Origin of the sequence: Myxosarcina sp. GI1 (assembly GCF_000756305.1) — a bacterium.
Taxonomy (GTDB): Bacteria; Cyanobacteriota; Cyanobacteriia; order Cyanobacteriales; family Xenococcaceae; genus Myxosarcina.
In genome coordinates, this window is the sequence record NZ_JRFE01000015.1 from 108,119 (window position 1) to 125,835 (window position 17,717).

Genomic DNA, 17,717 nt, shown 5'->3' on the forward strand with positions numbered 1-17,717 from the left:
TTTTTAGCTTCATCTATATTTTGAACCTAAAATAACTGTTAATTTAGCGTTCGATATCAATAATATATGTATCTTCTCGATTTCGGTTGAGAAAAGAAAAGTAAATAGGTAAACTTTGTTCTGGGGCAATGGAAAGATCGACGTAATTGATGTTTAATACTGTAGCAACAGAATCTTGCTTATGCCTGGTTTGCCATTTGTCAACAGACCATTCTAGCTGGAAAGCGTTTTTGTCTTGAATTCTCAAAGTGTAGTTGGGTTTGACTCGATTTATTTGACGATTGGGTTTCCAAATTTCTAATAGTTGACAGTCGGTTCTACTATCGTAGCGATCGCCTACTTCGGGAATATAGTCAAATACTCGTCCGTCTGCGGCAGAGCGTAAGAGCTTAATATATTCTGAATGCGACCACAACAGAGGCATTGCCGAACCTGTTGGTCTGCCACAATACATATGTTGCTGGGGTATATCTGGAGCGTCCCAAACCTGTTCTGGCAATAAACCCGTACAGCTAGCAAAACCTTCCATAGCTTTAATATAGTGGGTAGGATCGTTACCCGCAGCGAGTTCGTATTGTCCTCGTTCGCCAGTTAATAATGTCCAGGAACGCCCCGTACCCCAATTCGACCAGGCTGTACCATCATCTCTCTGTCCGTGTCCGTCGTGATTGTAACGTTTCCAAACTGCACCGTAGGGGGTATTGGTTTTTAATATCTTATCTACTACTTTGAGGGAATTGACAATTAAAGGATGATGGGGACGTCGAATACCATAGCGTACTAGCTGTAAAAAGCTCGGATCGACTATTTCTTTGGCAGGAAACTCTTGTTGGCTGTCGGGATGGCGATGGGGTATGTATAAAGTACCGCAGTTGGGGTTTTCATTCGGACGAATATCGTCTGGTGAAGCGGGAGTGATGCGAATATAGTGCTGGGAAATTTCTGGAACTAAAGTACCTTCTGTAGTTACCGTCCAAGTTTCAATATGACATTCTAAAAAGTCGGCGTATTCCTCAACAAATTTGGCAGTTTTATCTTCTCCTCGTTCCCGCATCCAGGTAGCAGCGCAAATTAAAGCAGCAATAGTAACTGCTAGAGTAGCTGGTGAAAAACCGCTAGATTGTTCCCAGCGTTCTTGAGGTGTAACGGGTCCCCGTTCGATTAAATATGCAGTGGCGGCAACAACCATCGGATAGGGATCGAAATTTCGCAGGGCTTTCTCGCGATACAAACGCCAAGCTAATAAAATTGGATAGGCTACTTCGTCAAGCTGGGTACTTTGACGTTCTGGCGTGCCATCGAGCCAAAAGTTTTGAGCAAAACCCCCATCTTCTCGCTGTAGTGTAGCTAAATAGATTAGGGTACGTAAGGGCGTTTCGGTATATCCTGCGGCAATCAGAGCGGTAGCACTGTTGTATAAATCTCTGGGCCAAACTAAATGATAGCCGCCATAATCAGCATCATCGGTTTTTTTCTGTCCCCAGGGAATAGAAAGAGAGGCAATCATTGCTCCCGAATACTGTTTGTCTTCGTGGGCTAGCAACAGTTTATAACTGTTGTGATAGAGATTGCCGCCATCGCTAGTAACTGCATCTAAAGACTTAAATTCGCCGCAAATACGCTGCCACTGGCGGATAAAACGATCGCGCTGTTGCTCGAAGGGAATGTCTAATGATTGAAATAAATTGGTTACGGCTCGGTGCATGGTATTACCGAAAGCGATCGCCAGGGTGAATTCGTAACCTTTACTGAGATCGAGTTCTCCCATGAGAGCGATATTACCATCTTCGGCGCGATCGAATTCCCAGTCCATTTGATAATTATCTTCTAAGTCTTGCCAGCCGTCACTATGACCGACATAACCAACCGACAGACGTTTGAAAGGAATTGTGGCAGCGAGCGCCATCCAGGAATTTTCCCTTTGAGCGATTAAAATTCTTTTACCCGCAAATTGACGAACATAGCCATTATTTCCCCAACCACCAATTTCTAAATGAGGAGCGCATAAGACATAAAGATTGAGTTTGGAAATATCTTTCCTTCCCGATAATTTAGTGTGCTGTAGAATGCAGGGAAGATGCGGATCGCTAATAATTTCTTTGGTTATCTGATATCGCCCTTGTGGCTCGGAATTGATAATGCGATAGCCCAGACTACTATCTATCGCTTCTATTTTAGTTTTTAGGTGATTTTTTTCTCCGTGAAAGTTTTTTTCACCATCACTGACCAAATATTGCAGATCGCGAGTCTGAGGTTTGTCAATAGTAGGATAAAAAATTTCTGTTAGAACGCCGTTCCAAAGCGTAAACCAAATGTTGCTAGCTACAGAATAAGCCGTTCCGATACCTTCTTTACTACCGTGAGTCCAGCGAGGTTCGATCCCTGGATGCCCAAACGCTTCTTGGTTTTCGTCCAATTCGGTCACTTATCGCTCTCCTATTTTTTTAGTTATTAATTTAGAAAGATGTCAAAATTGTTACATCTGTCTGGGGATAGCAATTGTATAGGGATAGTAAACAAAGCCAGACAAAACTGCCGTATCGTTATGTTTCGTATAAATTTAATAGCTCATAGGTTTGATAAACTTGTCTGTAAAGTTTTACGGTTAATATCTATTTAGCCCAAAAACCAACAATAAGAGGGAGTTGTCGGCAATTTTTCTCTTATATTTAAAAAAACAAACAAAATCAATTTTCAGGAGACTAGATTTATGGTTCAACGAGGTTCTACAGTCAGAATTCTTCGTCCAGAATCCTATTGGTATAAAGACGTTGGTACGGTTGCAACAGTTGACAAAAGCGGTATTCGCTATCCTGTAATCGTCCGTTTTGAAAAAGTAAACTATGCTGGAGTCAATACTAACAACTTTGCCGAGGCAGAGCTTGAAGAAATAGGCGCACCCAAAGGCAAAAAAGCTAAGAAAACTCCTTCTTCTGATGGCAAACAAACCCCTACCGAGGCTAAAACTCGCCGCACTGGTAGTGAAGAGCGCAGTGAAAACGCTAGAGAAGGAGCAAAAGCAGAAGCCCCTGGAGATAAAAACACCAAGGTTGAGGGCGATCCTAACCAAGGAACGGAAGCTCGTTAGTTAGTCGCTCGAACTTAATTTATCTCATCGTTTATCCTCCAAGGTCGTTCGATTTTGGAGGATTACTTCTGCATATCTAGTGAGCTTTATTGTCCATTAAAAATAACTCTAGATGAAAATTCAGATCGAACCTTACGAGGTTCATTACCTGGATGGAATAATTTGCCTTTCGCTTCGGGCATGGACTCCCGTTTTTGATTCAATTCAGAAAGCGATGGATGCCGACGTGTATCGGGCATTCTATCCCGATAGTTGGCACGTAAGCCAGAAAAAGGCTATTGAGGATGTCTGCGCTGCGGAAGATATTAGTGTGTGGGTTGCTATACATACAGATTTTATTGTAGGCTTTGTAGCCGTCAAACTACACTCAGAAGATAGCATGGGTGAAATTCACATGGTCGCTGTCGAGCCAGAATTTCAAGGTCAAGGCATTGGCACCACTTTGATAAAATTTGCTCTCGATTGGATGAAAGCTGCTGGAATGTCTGTAGCTATGGTAGAGACTGGAGGCGATCGCGGTCATGCCCCAGCGCGTCATACTTATGAAAAGGTAGGCTTTGGTTTGTTTCCAGTTGCTAGATATTTTAAGAAGCTTTAGCAGTCTGTTATGTTTTTTATTAACTGGCAGACACACGATCGCAAATTATCTTTGTTCCCATTGACGGCGAATTTTTTGAGTAGCAGCTTCGTGTTCGGCTAAAGTTTTGCTAAAAACGTGAGTGCCATCATAACGAGCGACAAAATATAGATATTCGCTGCTTTCAGGGTTGAGAGTAGCTTTGAGACTGGCAATTCCAGGAGAGGCAATGGGAGTGGGAGGTAAGCCAAAATTCATATAGGTATTATATGGTGAAGGCGTTCCCACCTGAGCGTAAGTAAGAGGCTGGTCGGCTGTTTGCCTGATGCCCAAACCATATTCTACAGTTGGGTCTGTCTCTAGTTTCATGCCTTTTTCTAATCTGGCAACAAATACCCCTGCAATCAAAGCCCTTTCCTTGGCAATAACCGCTTCTTTTTCGACGATACTACCTAAAGTTACCCACTCTAAAAGACTAAAATCGGTTTGTGCCTGTTGATATACGGGAAGCGCGACTTCCTCGAAGCGATCGAGCATTACCTGAATGACTGCCTGGGGGTTGGTAGCGCGATCGCTGCCAATTTTGTAAGTATCGGGATACAAAAAACCTTCGAGAATTGGCAGATTTGGTGGTAGCCAGGAATATCGCTGGTAGGGAATCTCGCTAGCAGCAGCAATAAAATCTGCGGCACTAAAATAAGCCAAACTTTCAAAGTATTCGCCCATTTCGGCGATCGACCAGCCTTCAGGAATGGTGAAAGTTGTCTGCATAATCTCACCACGCCAAATTTTACCTGCGATCGCTGGTAGAGATGATTGAGGTGACAACAAATAAGTACCTGCTTTGAAACCACTAGAAGAGTCTTGTTGTCGCTGCTGCCACGTCCAAATTTTCCAGGCATCTGCCGATTTTATCAAACCCGCTTCGGCTAATTTATTGCCAATTTGTTGCCCCGTCATGCCACTCTCAACAGTAAATCGAACCGACTCGGTTTCTAATGCCGATTCTTGAGCTACAGGTGCGATCGCGCCTCGCCACCACAACCAACTGGCGATCGCACCAAATCCTAAAATCACAGCCAGGCTAGCTGCCACAAGATAGGGTAACTTATATTTTTTAACCAGCTTCATTCTGTATCACTCAGATTCATCAAACAGCAGTTCTTGTAAAATCGGTAGTAAATTTTCCTGTTCGGGAGAAACCAATTCTAGCCGATTTTCTAAATCGTAGCGAGCGAAAAACAATAAAGGGGTTAAAGGTGTATAAATACAGTACTTGCGTTCTGAATGATAAAAACTCGCTAGCAACTGTAATTCTTCTGGCTCTAGCTGACTATCTTCATCATCTATGTTTAAAGTCAAAATTTCATCTTCTTCTAAAGGAGGAAGTTCCCCAATGGCAGTAAGTGTGTAAGCAGTATGGTAGAGATACAAATTTTGCTCTGCTAGTACGGCTTTAGCGTTACCAAAAATTTCTGCAATTTCACTATCATCTTCTAACATCGTAGCTTCTACTTCCTCGTTTTCATCATCTTCTCGCTCCCAACTCATAATTACTATAGGTATGTCTGTCGGCATGAGTAACAAATAGGTAATGCCGTCTACTTCTATAGAATGTTCGATGTAGCAGGGAAGCGATCTCCCATTGTCATCAACTAAAGTTAATGTCTCTCCATCGTAATATTCGTTATCGCGATTAAATTGAGATGAAGACATGATTAGAAGTTGTTTCTCCGATCCGATAATGCTCGATCGATTTTTTATACTCGTTCTTGAAGTTCGATCGCTTTGGTTCAAACCTCAGAATATCATGACCGAGGACATCAAAACGTTTTAAATTGCCGTAAATTTTAATACTCAATCTTAGTTGAGAGCGATTTTTAACAACTCGGGATCGGTAGAATTGAAAAGATTTTACTTTGTACGAATGTCTTATTTTATGGGCAATCGCCATGCCGTTTACAAAAAGAATATCTGGATAAACTTTTGTCTGCTCCTGTTTTGGATTTTATTGGGGTTAAGTTTACGCTTTACAAATTTAGCTGCCAAACCTCCTTGGGCAGATGAATGGGCAACTTTAGTGTTTAGTCTCGGCAATAGTTTTAAAACAGTTCCTTTAGAGCAAATAATCTCGCTCGATACTATTTTACAGCCTGTAACTATAGACAATACTATTAAAAGTCGCGATGTTATTTTACATTTAATGGATGAAAGTACCCATCCTCCTTTTTATTTTCTGCTAACTCATTGGTGGTTAAAATTATTTCCCAGCCTGTCGGCACTCGTATCCCTGTGGCAGGCTCGTTCGTTGAGTGCTCTATTAGGAGTTTTGGCGATTCCTGCTACGTTTGGTTTGACATATCTTTGGCGTAGTTGCATAGTTACCAGCCAAATAGCTGCCGCATTAATGGCAGTTTCTCCCTACGGAATTTATTTGGCTCAAGAAGCTCGCCATTACACCCTGGCAATTCTCTGGATAATTGCTTCTCTAGCCTGTGCGATCGCTACTATAAAACATTTACAAAAAAAGTCTCTTCCACCTATTGCCATAATCTGGCTATGGATAGTTGTTAATAGTTTGGCTGTTGCCACTCATTATTTTTTTGTCCTGTCTTTAATCGCTCAGATTATTGTTTTAAGTGGGTTTTGGCTGCAAGAGGCTAACGGAAAAGGAACTAAATATGCTTTAGCTCTACTCAGTTCTCACCGTTGGCGTAGAGTTGGTATTGCCATCTTGGGAACTTTTATCGGCTGTCTGGGTTGGATTTGGGCATGGAAAACTATACCCGACGATCGCCTGACTGAATGGGTTTATCAGGACAATGCTCTTGGAGGCGAATTTTTCGCGCCAATTCCCAGGCTGTTGGGTTGGATCGTAACTATGTTAATGATGGTACCCATTCAAAACGTTCCTGCTTGGGTAATTGTAGTTTCTGTGGCAATTGTCTTACCAATATTAGGCTGGCTGGCGATCGCTACCATTAAAAATTTCTACAGTAATACTGGCGATCGCCTATTAAATATTGTTGTTTGGTATCTTTTGGCTTCTGTAAGCTTAATTTTAGGATTTACATATATATTCGATCGCGATTTAACTCTAGCGGCTCGATTTCAATTTTTCTATTTTCCTAGCGTGTTATTGGCGATTGCTACTGTGTTTGCCCAACTGTGGCGCAAAAGTTCTCAAAGTAGTCAAACTAAATTTTTGGTGCCGAAAACTCTAGTCATTCTAACCCTACTTCTTGGCTGTTGTGGCAGTATTAGCATTGTCAGCAATTTAGCTTATCAAAAACCAGACCGCCCTGATTTAGTCGTTCCCGTAATTGCTGACGCACAAAGAGATAATCCAGAAATTCCTACAGTTATTGCCACCGTACACAAAACTCACGAACAAACGGGTGAAATAATGGGTTTGGCCTGGGAATGGCAAAAACTCAATCCTGAAAATTCAAATCCGCCTCAATTTTTATTGCTACATAAAGAAGCAGATGACGATGTTCCCACCCGTAACTTAAATCGACACATTGAAGAACTATCTCGTCCTGTAGATGTTTGGGTAGTTAATTTCTCGGCAGCAGTCAAATTAGAATCGCAAAATTGTGCTGTGGATGAAAAATTCAATCGGCTTAAAGCCTCTGGGTATCGCTATCGACTGTATCATTGCTATTAATCCTTTTCCGAGCAAAACAAGTTAAAACATATTAAATTGTATAAGCAAGTTATTTGCTAAATACCGCTCGTAGATTACTTTGATTCATGCCCAAAGCTGAGATTATTGGATTAGGAAGATCGGGAATTGCTGCTGCCAATCTTTTAATTGGTGATGGTTGGCAGGTAGCTATAATCGATTCTGCTACCGAAACCCAGCTATCATCTCGTTTTAATGCCGATGAATTCCAGCTTTTAAAACAAAGGCTGGTTCGAGATGGAATTGAAGTCAAGTTTGGCTCGACTATAACTTTAGAGGCGATCGCTTTACCAGATTTAGTAGTAGTCAGCCCTGGCGTTCCCTGGGATATACCCGCACTAATCGAAGTTAGAAAATTAGGTGCTGAAACTATCGGCGAAATCGAACTGGCTTGGCGTTATTTAAAAGCAGTTCCCTGGGTCGGTATTACGGGAACCAATGGTAAAACCACGACTACCGCTATGGTTGCCGCGATCTTTCAAGCCGCCAATCTCCACGCTCCCGCCTGTGGTAATATCGGACATGCTGCCTGCGAACTGGCACTATCGAGACAAGACTCTAATAATTACAATTGGATAGTTGCCGAACTAAGTAGCTATCAAATAGAATCTTCTAGCCAACTTGCTCCCAAAATCGGTATTTGGACGACCCTAACTCCAGATCATCTCAATCGCCATAAAACTCTGGAAAATTATGCTCGCATCAAAGCTTCTTTGTTGCAACGCAGTCGTCAACAAATTCTTAACGGAGACGATCGCTATTTGTTAACAGAGGCAGCAGAACAGTTTCCCGATGCTTATTGGACGAGTATTGCAGGCAAAGACAAACTTCCCTGCGATCGCGCCAAAGCAGTATATATAGAAGACAGTTGGATAGTAGCTTTTGGCGAACTGATTTGTCCGATTTCTCTGTTTAAAATGTCTGGACAGCACAATCAGCAAAATCTCTTAATGGCGGTAGCAGCAGCTAAATTGGCAGGAATCGATAAAGCGGCGATCGCTAGAGCAATTACCAGCTTTCCTGGTGTAGCGCATCGCCTCGAATCTGTAGGTACTCATCGAGGAATTGAGTTTATTAACGACAGTAAGGCAACTAACTATGATGCGGCAGAAGTAGGTTTAGCTGCTGTAGATGCACCTGCAATTTTGATTGCTGGGGGAGAAGCGAAAGCAGGTGAAGATTGCGCTTGGTTAGAAACTATTAAAGCCAAGGCTTCATTTGTCTTATTGATTGGTGCTGCTGCACCGCTTTTTGCTCAAAGATTGAGCGATCGCGGCTACGATAATTATGAAATTGTAGAGACGATGGAAAATGCCGTAACCAAAAGTTTGGAACTGGCTCTAGCCTATAAAGCTAAAGTAGTTTTATTGTCTCCTGCCTGTGCAAGTTTTGACCGCTATCAAAGTTTCGAGCATCGAGGGGAACACTTCCGCCAGCTTTGCCAACAGCTATTTACCTAGATTGTAAATTTTCGTTTGCTGCTGCTCAAACAATTCGATTTCCATCTTTTGCTAAAACTTTATAAGATACTTTAAAAGTTTTAGAATTTTAAGCGATCGCAGCTTTTCAATATCCATCTGGCTATTAGATTCTTAAAATGAGTTGGATGAAATATTATTTAATGACTAATTATTCTATCAAAGCAAAAAATGGCGCGATCGCTCCTAGCATTACTTAAAGAGCGATCGCGCCACAAAATAAATTTAATCTAATAAATGTTACTAACTAACTGCCGTGTTTTCAGTTTGAGGATAGCAGACATTAGTACCGCCCAAACCGCAGTATCCGTTAGGATTTTTAGCTAAATACTGTTGATGATACTCTTCAGCATAATAAAATTCTGGAGCGTCGATAATTTCGGTGGTAATTTCACCGTAGCCAGATTTATTTAGTTCTTGCTGATAGGCTTGTTTTGAAGCTTGCGCTAACTGCTTCTGTTCTTCTGAATAAGTGTAGATACCAGAACGATATTGAGTGCCAGCATCATTACCCTGGCGCATTCCTTGAGTGGGATTGTGACTTTCCCAAAAGACTTTTAGCAACTCTTCATAACTAATTTTTTCGGGATCGTATACTACGAAAACAACCTCGTTATGTCCAGTCATGCCCGTACATACTTCGCGATAAGTAGGGTTGGGAGTATAGCCAGCAGCATAACCTACTGCGGTAGAATAAACACCTTCAAGCTGCCAGAATTTTCTCTCTGCACCCCAAAAGCAGCCCATACCAAACATAGCTTGCTGCATATTTTCGGGAAAAGGAGCCTGTAGGATATTACCATTAACATAATGTTGGTCGGGGACTGACATTTTAGCATCGCGCCCTGGTAAAGCATCTTCACGTGCGGGCATGGCACTTTTTTTGCCCAATAAATCGAATAATCCCATAAAAATTGGTTTCCAAATAAATATTAATTTTGTTTGCGCTTAATAATAATGATATAAACAATCTTCAAAACTGGTAATTCGGCTAACACTACAATTATTGTAGTAACGAATGGGTAGTAAGCTTGCTTGTTGGCAATGATTTGCTTACGATGTCTCTAAAAAGAATGGGAAATAGAAAATGAAAATTTTGGTAGTAGAAGATGACGAACGCATTAGCGATGCAGTAGTCGAATATCTTACGGATTTACATTATGCAGTAGAAGCCGTTTATGACGGAGTTGAAGCTTGGGATTTACTGGATGTATTCACCTACGATCTAATTTTGTTAGACGTAATGCTACCCAAAATGGACGGTGTTACTCTGTGCAAAAAATTACGCGCTAAGGGATGTGATATTCCAATTTTGATGTTGACCGCTAAAGATACTTTAGACAACAAAATAGAAGGTTTAGATGCTGGTGCAGATGACTATTTAATCAAACCCTTTGAGCTGCCAGAGCTTTCGGCTCGAATTCGTGCTTTGCTACGTCGGGGAACGAATAATTTACCGCCAGTACTTTCCTGGGGTGATTTGCGTTTAGATCCTAGTAGTTGTGAAGTCTTTTACAAAGACGAACTTTTTCTTTTAAGTCCCAAAGAATACAAGTTACTGGAATTTTTCTTGCGTAATGGCAGAAGGGTGTTTAGTCGCGCTCAAATTTTGGAACATCTCTGGTCTTTCGAGCAGGTTCCTGAAGAAGCAACGGTAAAAGCTCATATCAGAGGTTTGAGACAAAAATTAGAAGCTGCAGGTGCTCCCCACGATCTAATCGAAACTGTCTATGGTTTGGGTTATCGTTTGAAAGAAGAACCAAAATAAATTTGTAATTGTTGAGAACTGATTGATGTTTCAAGGACTGCGATCGCGCCTGCTGCTGTACTATCTGCTAGTTATGGCGGCTATTTTGAGTGTTTTTGGTACGGGAGTTTACGTTTTTTTTAGCCGTAATCTCTATCGTCAGCTAGATAAACGTATCGTTACCTTGGCTCAATCGGCAACTCTTTCTTTTTCGAGGGTAGAAGAAGGAGGACAGCAGTATCTCAATCGTGTAGAAGAAGTACCCTGGCGAGACATATTCAATCGCGATCGACAGAGTTTGGAATGGTTTGACGCTCGGGGCAATTTACTTGGAAGCAAAGGTTTTATTAAGCTAGATGACTCTCCCAAAACAGGTACGACTAATTTACGCCAAGAAGAAACTGGTGAAATGTTTCGCACTCATACAGTTTCGGTGTTTATCAGAGACAATAGCGAACTCGATCCACCGTCTTTAGTTGGTTTTATCCGAGCCAGTCAGTCATTAAGAGAAATTGAAACAATTCAAAATCAATTGCTGTGGGTATTAATTGTTGGTGGGATGATGACCTTGATTTTGATCGGACTGGGTGGATTTTGGCTGACTCAAAAGGCGATCGAACCTATTGAAGCTAGTTTTCAAAGACTAAAACAGTTTACTGCCGATGCCTCTCACGAACTCCGCAGTCCCCTTACAGCAATCAAAGCTTCGGTAGATTTAATGCGCAATCATCCCGAAAGGGTTCATCCTAAAGATGCTAAAAAACTTGCGGCGATTGCGGGAGCGACTCTACAAATGAGCGAGATGTTAGGGAATCTATTGTTTCTCGCTCGTAATGATGCTAAAGCGACTATGGCACCAGTCGATCGCCAGCTTACTAAGATTTTTCTCGATGGAATTCTACAAAACTGTACGATTTTATTAGAACCGCTAGCTAATGAAAAACAAATTGCCTTAAATTCTCATATAGCAACTAATATTGCCATAATGGGCGATTCAGCCCAGCTATCGCGTTTATTTTCTAATTTAATAGAAAATGCCTTACAGTATACCCCAGAAGGTGGCTCAGTTACTGTAGATTTGCAGGCGCACGGTCGTTATGCTCTGGTTAAGGTTAGAGATACTGGTATTGGTATTGCTCCCGAACAAATAGAACGTGTTTTCGACCGCTTTTGGCGAGCCGATAAAGCTCGCTCTCGTCGGCAGGGAGGAACGGGGTTAGGATTGGCTATTGCTGCGGCGATCGCCAAACATCACGGAGGCAAAATTACCGTTACCAGTGAACTTGATGTCGGTAGCTGTTTTTTAGTTCGTTTGCCCCTGGCTACAGTCGAAAAAACCAAATTAACCGATAAATATTCATCTCTAAAAAGCTTAAGTAAAAATAAAAACAAATAACATAGAGCTAGTAAGTTCTAAAAGGTTTAGTCATTCCAATTAATTTCCTTATGGTAAATATGTATTAATAACGGGTTTACTTGCTACTTGCTACTCTGATTCGAGCATTCCCTTGCGCCTTACGTCGAACAGGGCTTACGCCCAAGCGTCGCGTTTGCGAAGCAAGTCGGAGACTCAGCGACTTTGACGCGATAGCGTCTGTGGATCTCGAATCTACTCGCTACTCGCTACTTATTTTTTTTGGAAATCGTATGGTTTTTATTCGGAATGACTATATTTAGCTACCAAATAATTTATCAGAGAGCGATCGCGAAAGATAATCCTCTTCAGAAGTTACTGATTCGCCTACTTCTTTAGTAACTTCAGTGCCAAACTCTTCTAAAATAACTACGGGAGTAGGATTATTAAAATCGATATCTTTGACTAAAATTTGACCATTAGAAAGATACTGTCCGACTTCGACATAGCGGCTTGAAGTTTCTTCGGGAGCGTTCACAATTATTTTATCTTTGCCATCAACTTTAACAACTCCCGTAACTACAACCTCTCTAGCCAATGTGGGTTCGAGAAACTCTTCTTCTGGCGGCTCAAAAAAATCATCATCTGAAGAGTCAGCAAGCATATCTTCTGGAGGGTCGAACACGGGGACTTCTGAAGGCTGTCCTACATCTGAAGCAACTACCTCCTCTTCCTCAAATTCTACTTTTGGTTGTAAATTGAGAGCAGAAAACGGATCTTGTCTTCCTCTAACAACGCTTTTAACTCTGACGTTGGCATTAGTTGCTGGAATTAATCCTGCAATGTTATCGTTGGGTTCGGTGACTTCGTCTTCTTCAGCTACCATCAAATCTTCATCAGGAGCGATTGTAATACTAGCAGGATCGATTTCATTATCTTCAGTTTCTTTTCTCAGAGCGGCAAAATCCGATAAATACGAGCAACTTTCTGTAAATAGAGCTAAAGTACCTGCCAATATAAATAATGCAATTTTGTTCATATTAATTAATTTTAAAGTTAGAAAAGATTATTTTTAATTAATGATGCATTGAGAATTTATTCAAACTCCAAGTATAAAGAGTAGCAGCTAAATTAACTGTAATCTGAATGGTAAAACTCAAGATACTTCTGTGACCATATTCTTTTTCAAAATATTCAAACCTTTTTTGATCTGACGAGATACAGTTACCACACTGATACCCAATAATTTGGCGGTTTCTTTCTGAGTCAAATCGTGTAAAAAGACAAATTCGAGAACGTTTCTAGTACGTTCTTCTAGTTCGCCTAAAGCTTGCTGAAGACGTACTGTATCTTCATAAACTAACTGAAAACTACGATGTTTGGGATCGGCAACCAAATCGCCCAAACTGGTTTGACTATCGCGATCGTGGTTGACAGAGACATCTAAGCTGATCGGTCTTCTATTTTGATATGCCAGTCTAATATCCTGCCATTCTTTAAGAGATACTTCTAAATACTGTGCTATTTCTGAGTTTGTAGGTTGGCGATGATAAGTTTCGCGAAACTGATTGACAAAAGCAACTGACTGTCTTCTTAATTCTAACCAGCGGCGAGGAATACGGAGAGTGCAACTTTTATCTCTTAGATAGTGTTGAATTTCGCCTCTAATATAAGGAATTGCAAAAGAGCTAAAGGCATTGCCTCGTTCGATACTAAAGCGTTCGATCGCACGAATTAAACCGATTGAGCCTACCTGTAATAAGTCTTCGTAGCTTTCGTGGCACTGGTTCATCCAATGGTGTGCTTCTTTTTTTACCAAACCAAAGTTTAACTCTACAATTTGATTGCGGATATCAGTATCTTGAGTATTGTGGTATTTTTGAAGCAAATATAAACTATCTATTTTGATACTTTTATTTATGCAGGCTGTCATTTTAAAAAATTGAGTTTCCAGATAAACGTTAATGTTTGGTAAGTTGGTTTGATTTGACTCAGAAACAAGCAATGTCTTATCAATTCAAATTCAGCTTAATTCTTTCCTTTTTATCTGGACAACAGCATTTCTACTATTTATTATTAGTAAACTTGCAGTTTTTTCCCAAATTCTACTGAGATTTAAGTAAAATTACGTAAGATTTAAGCTGTTTTCAACGAGCGCGATTAGTTTTATACTGCGATGATAAAAGTTAGAGAGCATTTGTTTGAATGGGGTCGTAAAACCTATTTAATGGCAATTGTTAATGTAACTCCCGACAGCTTTAGTGATGGTGGTAAATTCGATAATCTCGAATCTGCGATGCGGCACGCTGTGAGTGCCATAGAAAACAGTGCTGACATTATCGATATTGGCGGCGAATCTACTCGTCCTTATGCTGCAAAAATATCTCTGGAAACAGAATTACACAGAGTTATTCCTGTAATTGAAAAGCTACGCCAAGTAAGCTCGATTCCTATTTCTATCGATACGACAAAAGCTAAGGTGGCTGAAGCGGCAATCGCTGCTGGTGCCGATATTATCAATGATATTTCTGGTGGAACCTTCGATAAACAAATGCTGCCTACCGCAGGTAAACTTAACGTACCAATTGTCTTAATGCACATTCGCGGTACTCCAGCAACAATGACAAAAATGACCGATTACCAAGATTTATTGGCGCAAATAAAGCAATTTTTAGCAACTCAAACCGAACTCGCTCTTAACTGTGGTGTCAAACAATCCAATTTGATTATCGATCCTGGTATTGGGTTTGCCAAAGATAGCCAGCAAAATATAGAGCTTTTGCGGCGTTTGTCAGAACTTAAAAGTTTAAAGCTACCGATATTAATTGGAGTATCTCGTAAAAGCTTTATCGGTCATCTCCTCAATCGAGACAATCCTCAAGATAGACTCTGGGGAACGGCAGCTGCTTGCTGTGGCGCGATCGCTGCTGGTGCCGATATTGTCAGAGTTCATGACGTAGCCGAAATGCGAGATGTTTGTTTGATGGCAGATGCAATTTGGCGTAAATAAACCGCATCTAGGTTGAAACCAGGAGTTTTAAGATATCTGTTCGTAAGTTCGAGATACTATAAAGATCGAAGTATTAAAATATGCGATTTTGAACGGGGGTTAATAATGAACCAACGCTGTATGATTCCAGTTATCAAAACCGCTAGAGATTATCAGGCTTATCGGATTAAACCTGAAGACACCAATCGTGTAGCAATCGTTTTCGATCCCGATAGTGCCGATGACTCTTTGACTGTCTGTGTCGAAATTTTCGATCCAGGCGGTGCCACGCCGCCACATCGGCATAATTTTGCCGTGGAAATATTTTTTATTCTTAAAGGAGAGGGAATGGCTATTTGCGACGGCAAAGAAGTTCCCCTTAATACTGGCGATAGCGTATTGATGCCCAAAACAGGAATTCATTATTTGAAAAATACTGGAACGCAGCGTTTATACGTGCTTAGTATTATGGTTCCTAACGAAGACTTTTCAGAATTAGTTCGTAGTGGCACACCTACAGAATTAGATAGCGAAGATCTGCAAGTTTTATCGCGAATGGACTCTTTGATTTCCTGTTAAAGTCATCATATTATGACATACTCAACAATACGACCATATAACGAGAATCAAGCGAGTTAAGCATAGAAACCCAATGTGTTTTGTTGACATCATACTTATTTTGTAAATAAAAATTAACAGTTGTTTGTGTTCCTCGATCTAAAAATTCAAAAATCAAAACAAATACAGTACATATAGATGCAAATGCAATGCTATTATCAATGTGCATAGCAGTCTTATTTTATGGGTAACAATTATGGTTGGAGCACCTGTATCTCCAGTGGTGCTAGCTATCTTAGATGGCTGGGGACATCGTCAGGCAACAGAAGCAAACGCGATCGCCACTGCAGAAACACCAGTATTTGATAGCCTACTAACAGCTTATCCCAATACTTTAATTAATACTTCTGGTAAAGATGTCGGTCTGCCAGAGGGACAAATGGGTAATTCAGAAGTAGGGCATTTGAATTTGGGTGCGGGAAGAATTGTTCCTCAAGAATTAGTCAGAATATCTGATGCAGTAGAGGAGGGGACGATTTTTCGCAATCCAGTTTTGGTAGATATATGCGACAAAGTTAATACTTCGGGTGGGAAGCTACATTTAGTTGGTTTGTGTTCCGAAGGAGGAGTACATTCCCACTTAAAACATCTATTAGGTTTGTTAGATCTAGCTAAAATCAATGGCATTGCGAATGTTTGCATTCATGCAGTTACTGATGGACGAGATACTAACACTACAGAAGGTGTCGAGGCATTAGGCAAAATTCAAGAATATATCGATAAAACAGGCGTAGGAAGTATTGTTACCATAAGCGGACGCTACTTTACTATGGATCGAGATCGCCGTTGGGATCGAGTACAAAAAGCCTATGAGATTATGACCAAAGATGGTCTGGGTGACGGACGCTCGGCTATAGAAACACTCAAAGATTTTTACGAGCGAGATATTACCGACGAATTTATTCCTCCTACTAGAATTGCTCCAGGTGCAGTTAAAGAAGGAGATGGCGTAATTTTCTTTAATTTTCGCCCAGACAGGGCAAGACAGCTAACTTATGCGTTCGTTCGGTCGGATTTTAATGGTTTTGAAAGAAAATATCTTCAGCCCTTGCATTTTGTTACTTTTACCCAGTATGATTCTTCGTTATCTGTAGAAGTAGCATTTAAACCACAAAATCTGACTAATATTTTGGGGGAAGTTATTGCCGATGCTGGTTTGCAGCAGTTTCGTACCGCAGAAACCGAAAAATATCCTCACGTGACCTACTTTTTTAATGGTGGTATGGAAGAGCCGTTAGAAGGGGAAAGTCGGGAATTAATTCAAAGTCCGATGGTAGCAACCTACGATCGCGCTCCTGCTATGTCGGCAAAAGAAGTAACCGATGTAGTATGCAAAGCAGTCAACGAAGGAGTCTATTCTTTGATTGTAGTCAACTATGCTAACCCAGACATGGTAGGGCATACGGGTAATATGGAGGCTGCCGTTGAAGCGATCGAAACGGTAGACCGCTGTATGGGTAGAGTGATTGAAACTGTAAATAAAGCCGGAGGAACACTGTTAATTACAGCCGACCACGGTAATGCTGAATGTATGCGCGACAATGAAGGGAATCCCTGGACAGCGCATACTACTAATCCCGTACCTTTTATTCTCATTGAAGGAGAAGGACGCAAAATTCCAGGACATGGCGGTCAAGTCTTTTTAAGAGAGCATGGGAAACTAGCAGATGTAGCACCAACTATTTTAGAAATATTAGAGTTACCCCAGCCAGAAGAAATGACTGGTAAATCGCTGATTCAACCAGCAGAATACGAGGTCAAGCAAAATCGTACTCCAGTTCGCATTTCCATGTAATATTCAGGAAAGAACGATTTTTAATAACGGTAATTTTGTTCTTTCTCAAATATTAAATTTCGATTTGGATAAGAGTAGATAAACGGCATACAATAATTAAGTGATTAAGCGGAATTTTTTAATAAGTTAAATTTTTAGCAATGAAAGTATATCAATTGGCTCAAATTATTTGGGCAGCATCGGCTTTTATCTTAATTATCTTTATTTTGTTACATAGCCCCAAAGGTGATGGTTTGGGTGGCATTGGCGGACAAGCACAGCTATTTACCAGTACCAAAAGTGCGGAAAAAACTTTAAATCGTATTACCTGGGGTTTGAGTATTGTTTTTATGGCTCTAACGGTAATTCTAAGTGCTGGTTGGCTGAGATAGTCGGTTAGTCGA

At 40.8% G+C, this 17,717-nt stretch carries 16 protein-coding genes; 10 read left to right on the forward strand and 6 right to left on the reverse strand.

What is annotated here, in order from left to right:
- Positions 1-43: 43 nt before the first annotated feature.
- Positions 44-2,425: a glycoside hydrolase family 15 protein gene (locus KV40_RS11090; RefSeq protein ID WP_036481065.1), complete on the reverse strand. Its 2,382-nt coding sequence runs from the start codon at positions 2,423-2,425 to the stop codon at positions 44-46.
- 285 nt (positions 2,426-2,710) lie between these two features.
- Between KV40_RS11090 and KV40_RS11095 the strand changes: the two genes are divergently transcribed.
- Both KV40_RS11095 and KV40_RS11100 read left to right on the forward strand, forming a co-directional pair.
- The gene (locus tag KV40_RS11095; protein WP_036481067.1) at positions 2,711-3,088 is read left to right on the forward strand and encodes a photosystem I reaction center subunit IV; all 378 of its coding nucleotides are present in this window, start codon (positions 2,711-2,713) and stop codon (positions 3,086-3,088) included.
- A 118-nt stretch (positions 3,089-3,206) separates the two neighbouring features.
- Positions 3,207-3,686, forward strand: coding sequence for a GNAT family N-acetyltransferase (locus KV40_RS11100; RefSeq protein WP_156114021.1), 480 nt, complete (start codon positions 3,207-3,209; stop codon positions 3,684-3,686).
- Between the two features lie 45 nt (positions 3,687-3,731).
- Here KV40_RS11100 and mltG read toward each other — a convergent pair whose 3' ends face one another.
- Together mltG and KV40_RS11110 are read right to left on the reverse strand one after the other, a co-directional pair.
- Entirely contained in the window at positions 3,732-4,796 is a 1,065-nt protein-coding gene (gene mltG, locus KV40_RS11105; RefSeq protein ID WP_036481071.1) for an endolytic transglycosylase MltG, read from the reverse strand.
- Positions 4,797-4,802: 6 nt separating this feature from the next.
- Positions 4,803-5,381, reverse strand: a complete 579-nt coding sequence (locus KV40_RS11110) for a DUF3727 domain-containing protein (protein ID WP_036481073.1) — start codon at positions 5,379-5,381, stop codon at positions 4,803-4,805.
- A 211-nt stretch (positions 5,382-5,592) separates the two neighbouring features.
- Here KV40_RS11110 and KV40_RS11115 point away from each other — a divergent pair, with 211 nt between their 5' ends.
- Positions 5,593-7,335, forward strand: coding sequence for a hypothetical protein (locus tag KV40_RS11115; protein ID WP_052055549.1), 1,743 nt, complete (start codon positions 5,593-5,595; stop codon positions 7,333-7,335).
- 86 nt (positions 7,336-7,421) lie between these two features.
- Positions 7,422-8,813, forward strand: coding sequence for a UDP-N-acetylmuramoyl-L-alanine--D-glutamate ligase (gene murD / locus KV40_RS11120; protein ID WP_036481074.1), 1,392 nt, complete (start codon positions 7,422-7,424; stop codon positions 8,811-8,813).
- Between the two features lie 261 nt (positions 8,814-9,074).
- Here the strand turns inward: murD and msrA are convergent, their stop codons facing one another.
- A complete protein-coding gene (gene msrA, locus KV40_RS11125; RefSeq protein WP_036481076.1) occupies positions 9,075-9,740 on the reverse strand; it encodes a peptide-methionine (S)-S-oxide reductase MsrA in 666 nt (221 codons plus the stop codon).
- A gap of 178 nt (positions 9,741-9,918) precedes the next feature.
- Between msrA and KV40_RS11130 the strand changes: the two genes are divergently transcribed.
- Together KV40_RS11130 and KV40_RS11135 are read left to right on the forward strand one after the other, a co-directional pair.
- Positions 9,919-10,599 (forward strand): response regulator transcription factor, encoded by a 681-nt coding sequence (locus KV40_RS11130; protein ID WP_036481078.1) that lies wholly within the window; start codon positions 9,919-9,921, stop codon positions 10,597-10,599.
- 25 nt (positions 10,600-10,624) lie between these two features.
- On the forward strand, positions 10,625-11,974 hold the full coding sequence (locus tag KV40_RS11135) for a cell wall metabolism sensor histidine kinase WalK (protein WP_036481082.1): 1,350 nt from the start codon (positions 10,625-10,627) through the stop codon (positions 11,972-11,974).
- 277 nt (positions 11,975-12,251) lie between these two features.
- Here the strand turns inward: KV40_RS11135 and KV40_RS11140 are convergent, their stop codons facing one another.
- A complete protein-coding gene (locus KV40_RS11140) occupies positions 12,252-12,971 on the reverse strand; it encodes a hypothetical protein (RefSeq protein ID WP_036481084.1) in 720 nt (239 codons plus the stop codon).
- A 117-nt stretch (positions 12,972-13,088) separates the two neighbouring features.
- The gene (locus KV40_RS11145; RefSeq protein ID WP_036481295.1) at positions 13,089-13,865 is read right to left on the reverse strand and encodes an RNA polymerase sigma factor SigF; all 777 of its coding nucleotides are present in this window, start codon (positions 13,863-13,865) and stop codon (positions 13,089-13,091) included.
- A 243-nt stretch (positions 13,866-14,108) separates the two neighbouring features.
- Between KV40_RS11145 and folP the strand changes: the two genes are divergently transcribed.
- The 4 genes from folP to secG all read left to right on the forward strand — a co-directional run bounded on the left by folP (position 14,109) and on the right by secG (position 17,705).
- The gene (gene folP / locus KV40_RS11150) at positions 14,109-14,942 is read left to right on the forward strand and encodes a dihydropteroate synthase (RefSeq protein WP_036481086.1); all 834 of its coding nucleotides are present in this window, start codon (positions 14,109-14,111) and stop codon (positions 14,940-14,942) included.
- A 105-nt stretch (positions 14,943-15,047) separates the two neighbouring features.
- Positions 15,048-15,500: a cupin domain-containing protein gene (locus KV40_RS11155; RefSeq protein WP_072013812.1), complete on the forward strand. Its 453-nt coding sequence runs from the start codon at positions 15,048-15,050 to the stop codon at positions 15,498-15,500.
- 235 nt (positions 15,501-15,735) lie between these two features.
- Positions 15,736-17,334, forward strand: a complete 1,599-nt coding sequence (gpmI, locus tag KV40_RS11160; RefSeq protein WP_036481090.1) for a 2,3-bisphosphoglycerate-independent phosphoglycerate mutase — start codon at positions 15,736-15,738, stop codon at positions 17,332-17,334.
- A 140-nt stretch (positions 17,335-17,474) separates the two neighbouring features.
- The gene (gene secG / locus KV40_RS11165) at positions 17,475-17,705 is read left to right on the forward strand and encodes a preprotein translocase subunit SecG (RefSeq protein ID WP_036481092.1); all 231 of its coding nucleotides are present in this window, start codon (positions 17,475-17,477) and stop codon (positions 17,703-17,705) included.
- The last annotated feature ends 12 nt before the right edge of the window (positions 17,706-17,717 follow it).

Coding starts and splice junctions, on each gene's coding strand:
- murD (WP_036481074.1), top strand. CDS start 7,422: ATGCCCAAAGCTGAGATTATTGGATTAGGAAGATCGGGAATTGCTGCT.
- secG (WP_036481092.1), top strand. CDS start 17,475: ATGAAAGTATATCAATTGGCTCAAATTATTTGGGCAGCATCGGCTTTT.
- KV40_RS11145 (WP_036481295.1), bottom strand. CDS start 13,865: ATGACAGCCTGCATAAATAAAAGTATCAAAATAGATAGTTTATATTTG.
- folP (WP_036481086.1), top strand. CDS start 14,109: ATGATAAAAGTTAGAGAGCATTTGTTTGAATGGGGTCGTAAAACCTAT.
- msrA (WP_036481076.1), bottom strand. CDS start 9,740: ATGGGATTATTCGATTTATTGGGCAAAAAAAGTGCCATGCCCGCACGT.
- KV40_RS11135 (WP_036481082.1), top strand. CDS start 10,625: ATGTTTCAAGGACTGCGATCGCGCCTGCTGCTGTACTATCTGCTAGTT.
- KV40_RS11110 (WP_036481073.1), bottom strand. CDS start 5,381: ATGTCTTCATCTCAATTTAATCGCGATAACGAATATTACGATGGAGAG.
- KV40_RS11095 (WP_036481067.1), top strand. CDS start 2,711: ATGGTTCAACGAGGTTCTACAGTCAGAATTCTTCGTCCAGAATCCTAT.
- KV40_RS11155 (WP_072013812.1), top strand. CDS start 15,048: ATGAACCAACGCTGTATGATTCCAGTTATCAAAACCGCTAGAGATTAT.
- KV40_RS11115 (WP_052055549.1), top strand. CDS start 5,593: ATGTCTTATTTTATGGGCAATCGCCATGCCGTTTACAAAAAGAATATC.
- mltG (WP_036481071.1), bottom strand. CDS start 4,796: ATGAAGCTGGTTAAAAAATATAAGTTACCCTATCTTGTGGCAGCTAGC.
- gpmI (WP_036481090.1), top strand. CDS start 15,736: ATGGTTGGAGCACCTGTATCTCCAGTGGTGCTAGCTATCTTAGATGGC.
- KV40_RS11140 (WP_036481084.1), bottom strand. CDS start 12,971: ATGAACAAAATTGCATTATTTATATTGGCAGGTACTTTAGCTCTATTT.
- KV40_RS11130 (WP_036481078.1), top strand. CDS start 9,919: ATGAAAATTTTGGTAGTAGAAGATGACGAACGCATTAGCGATGCAGTA.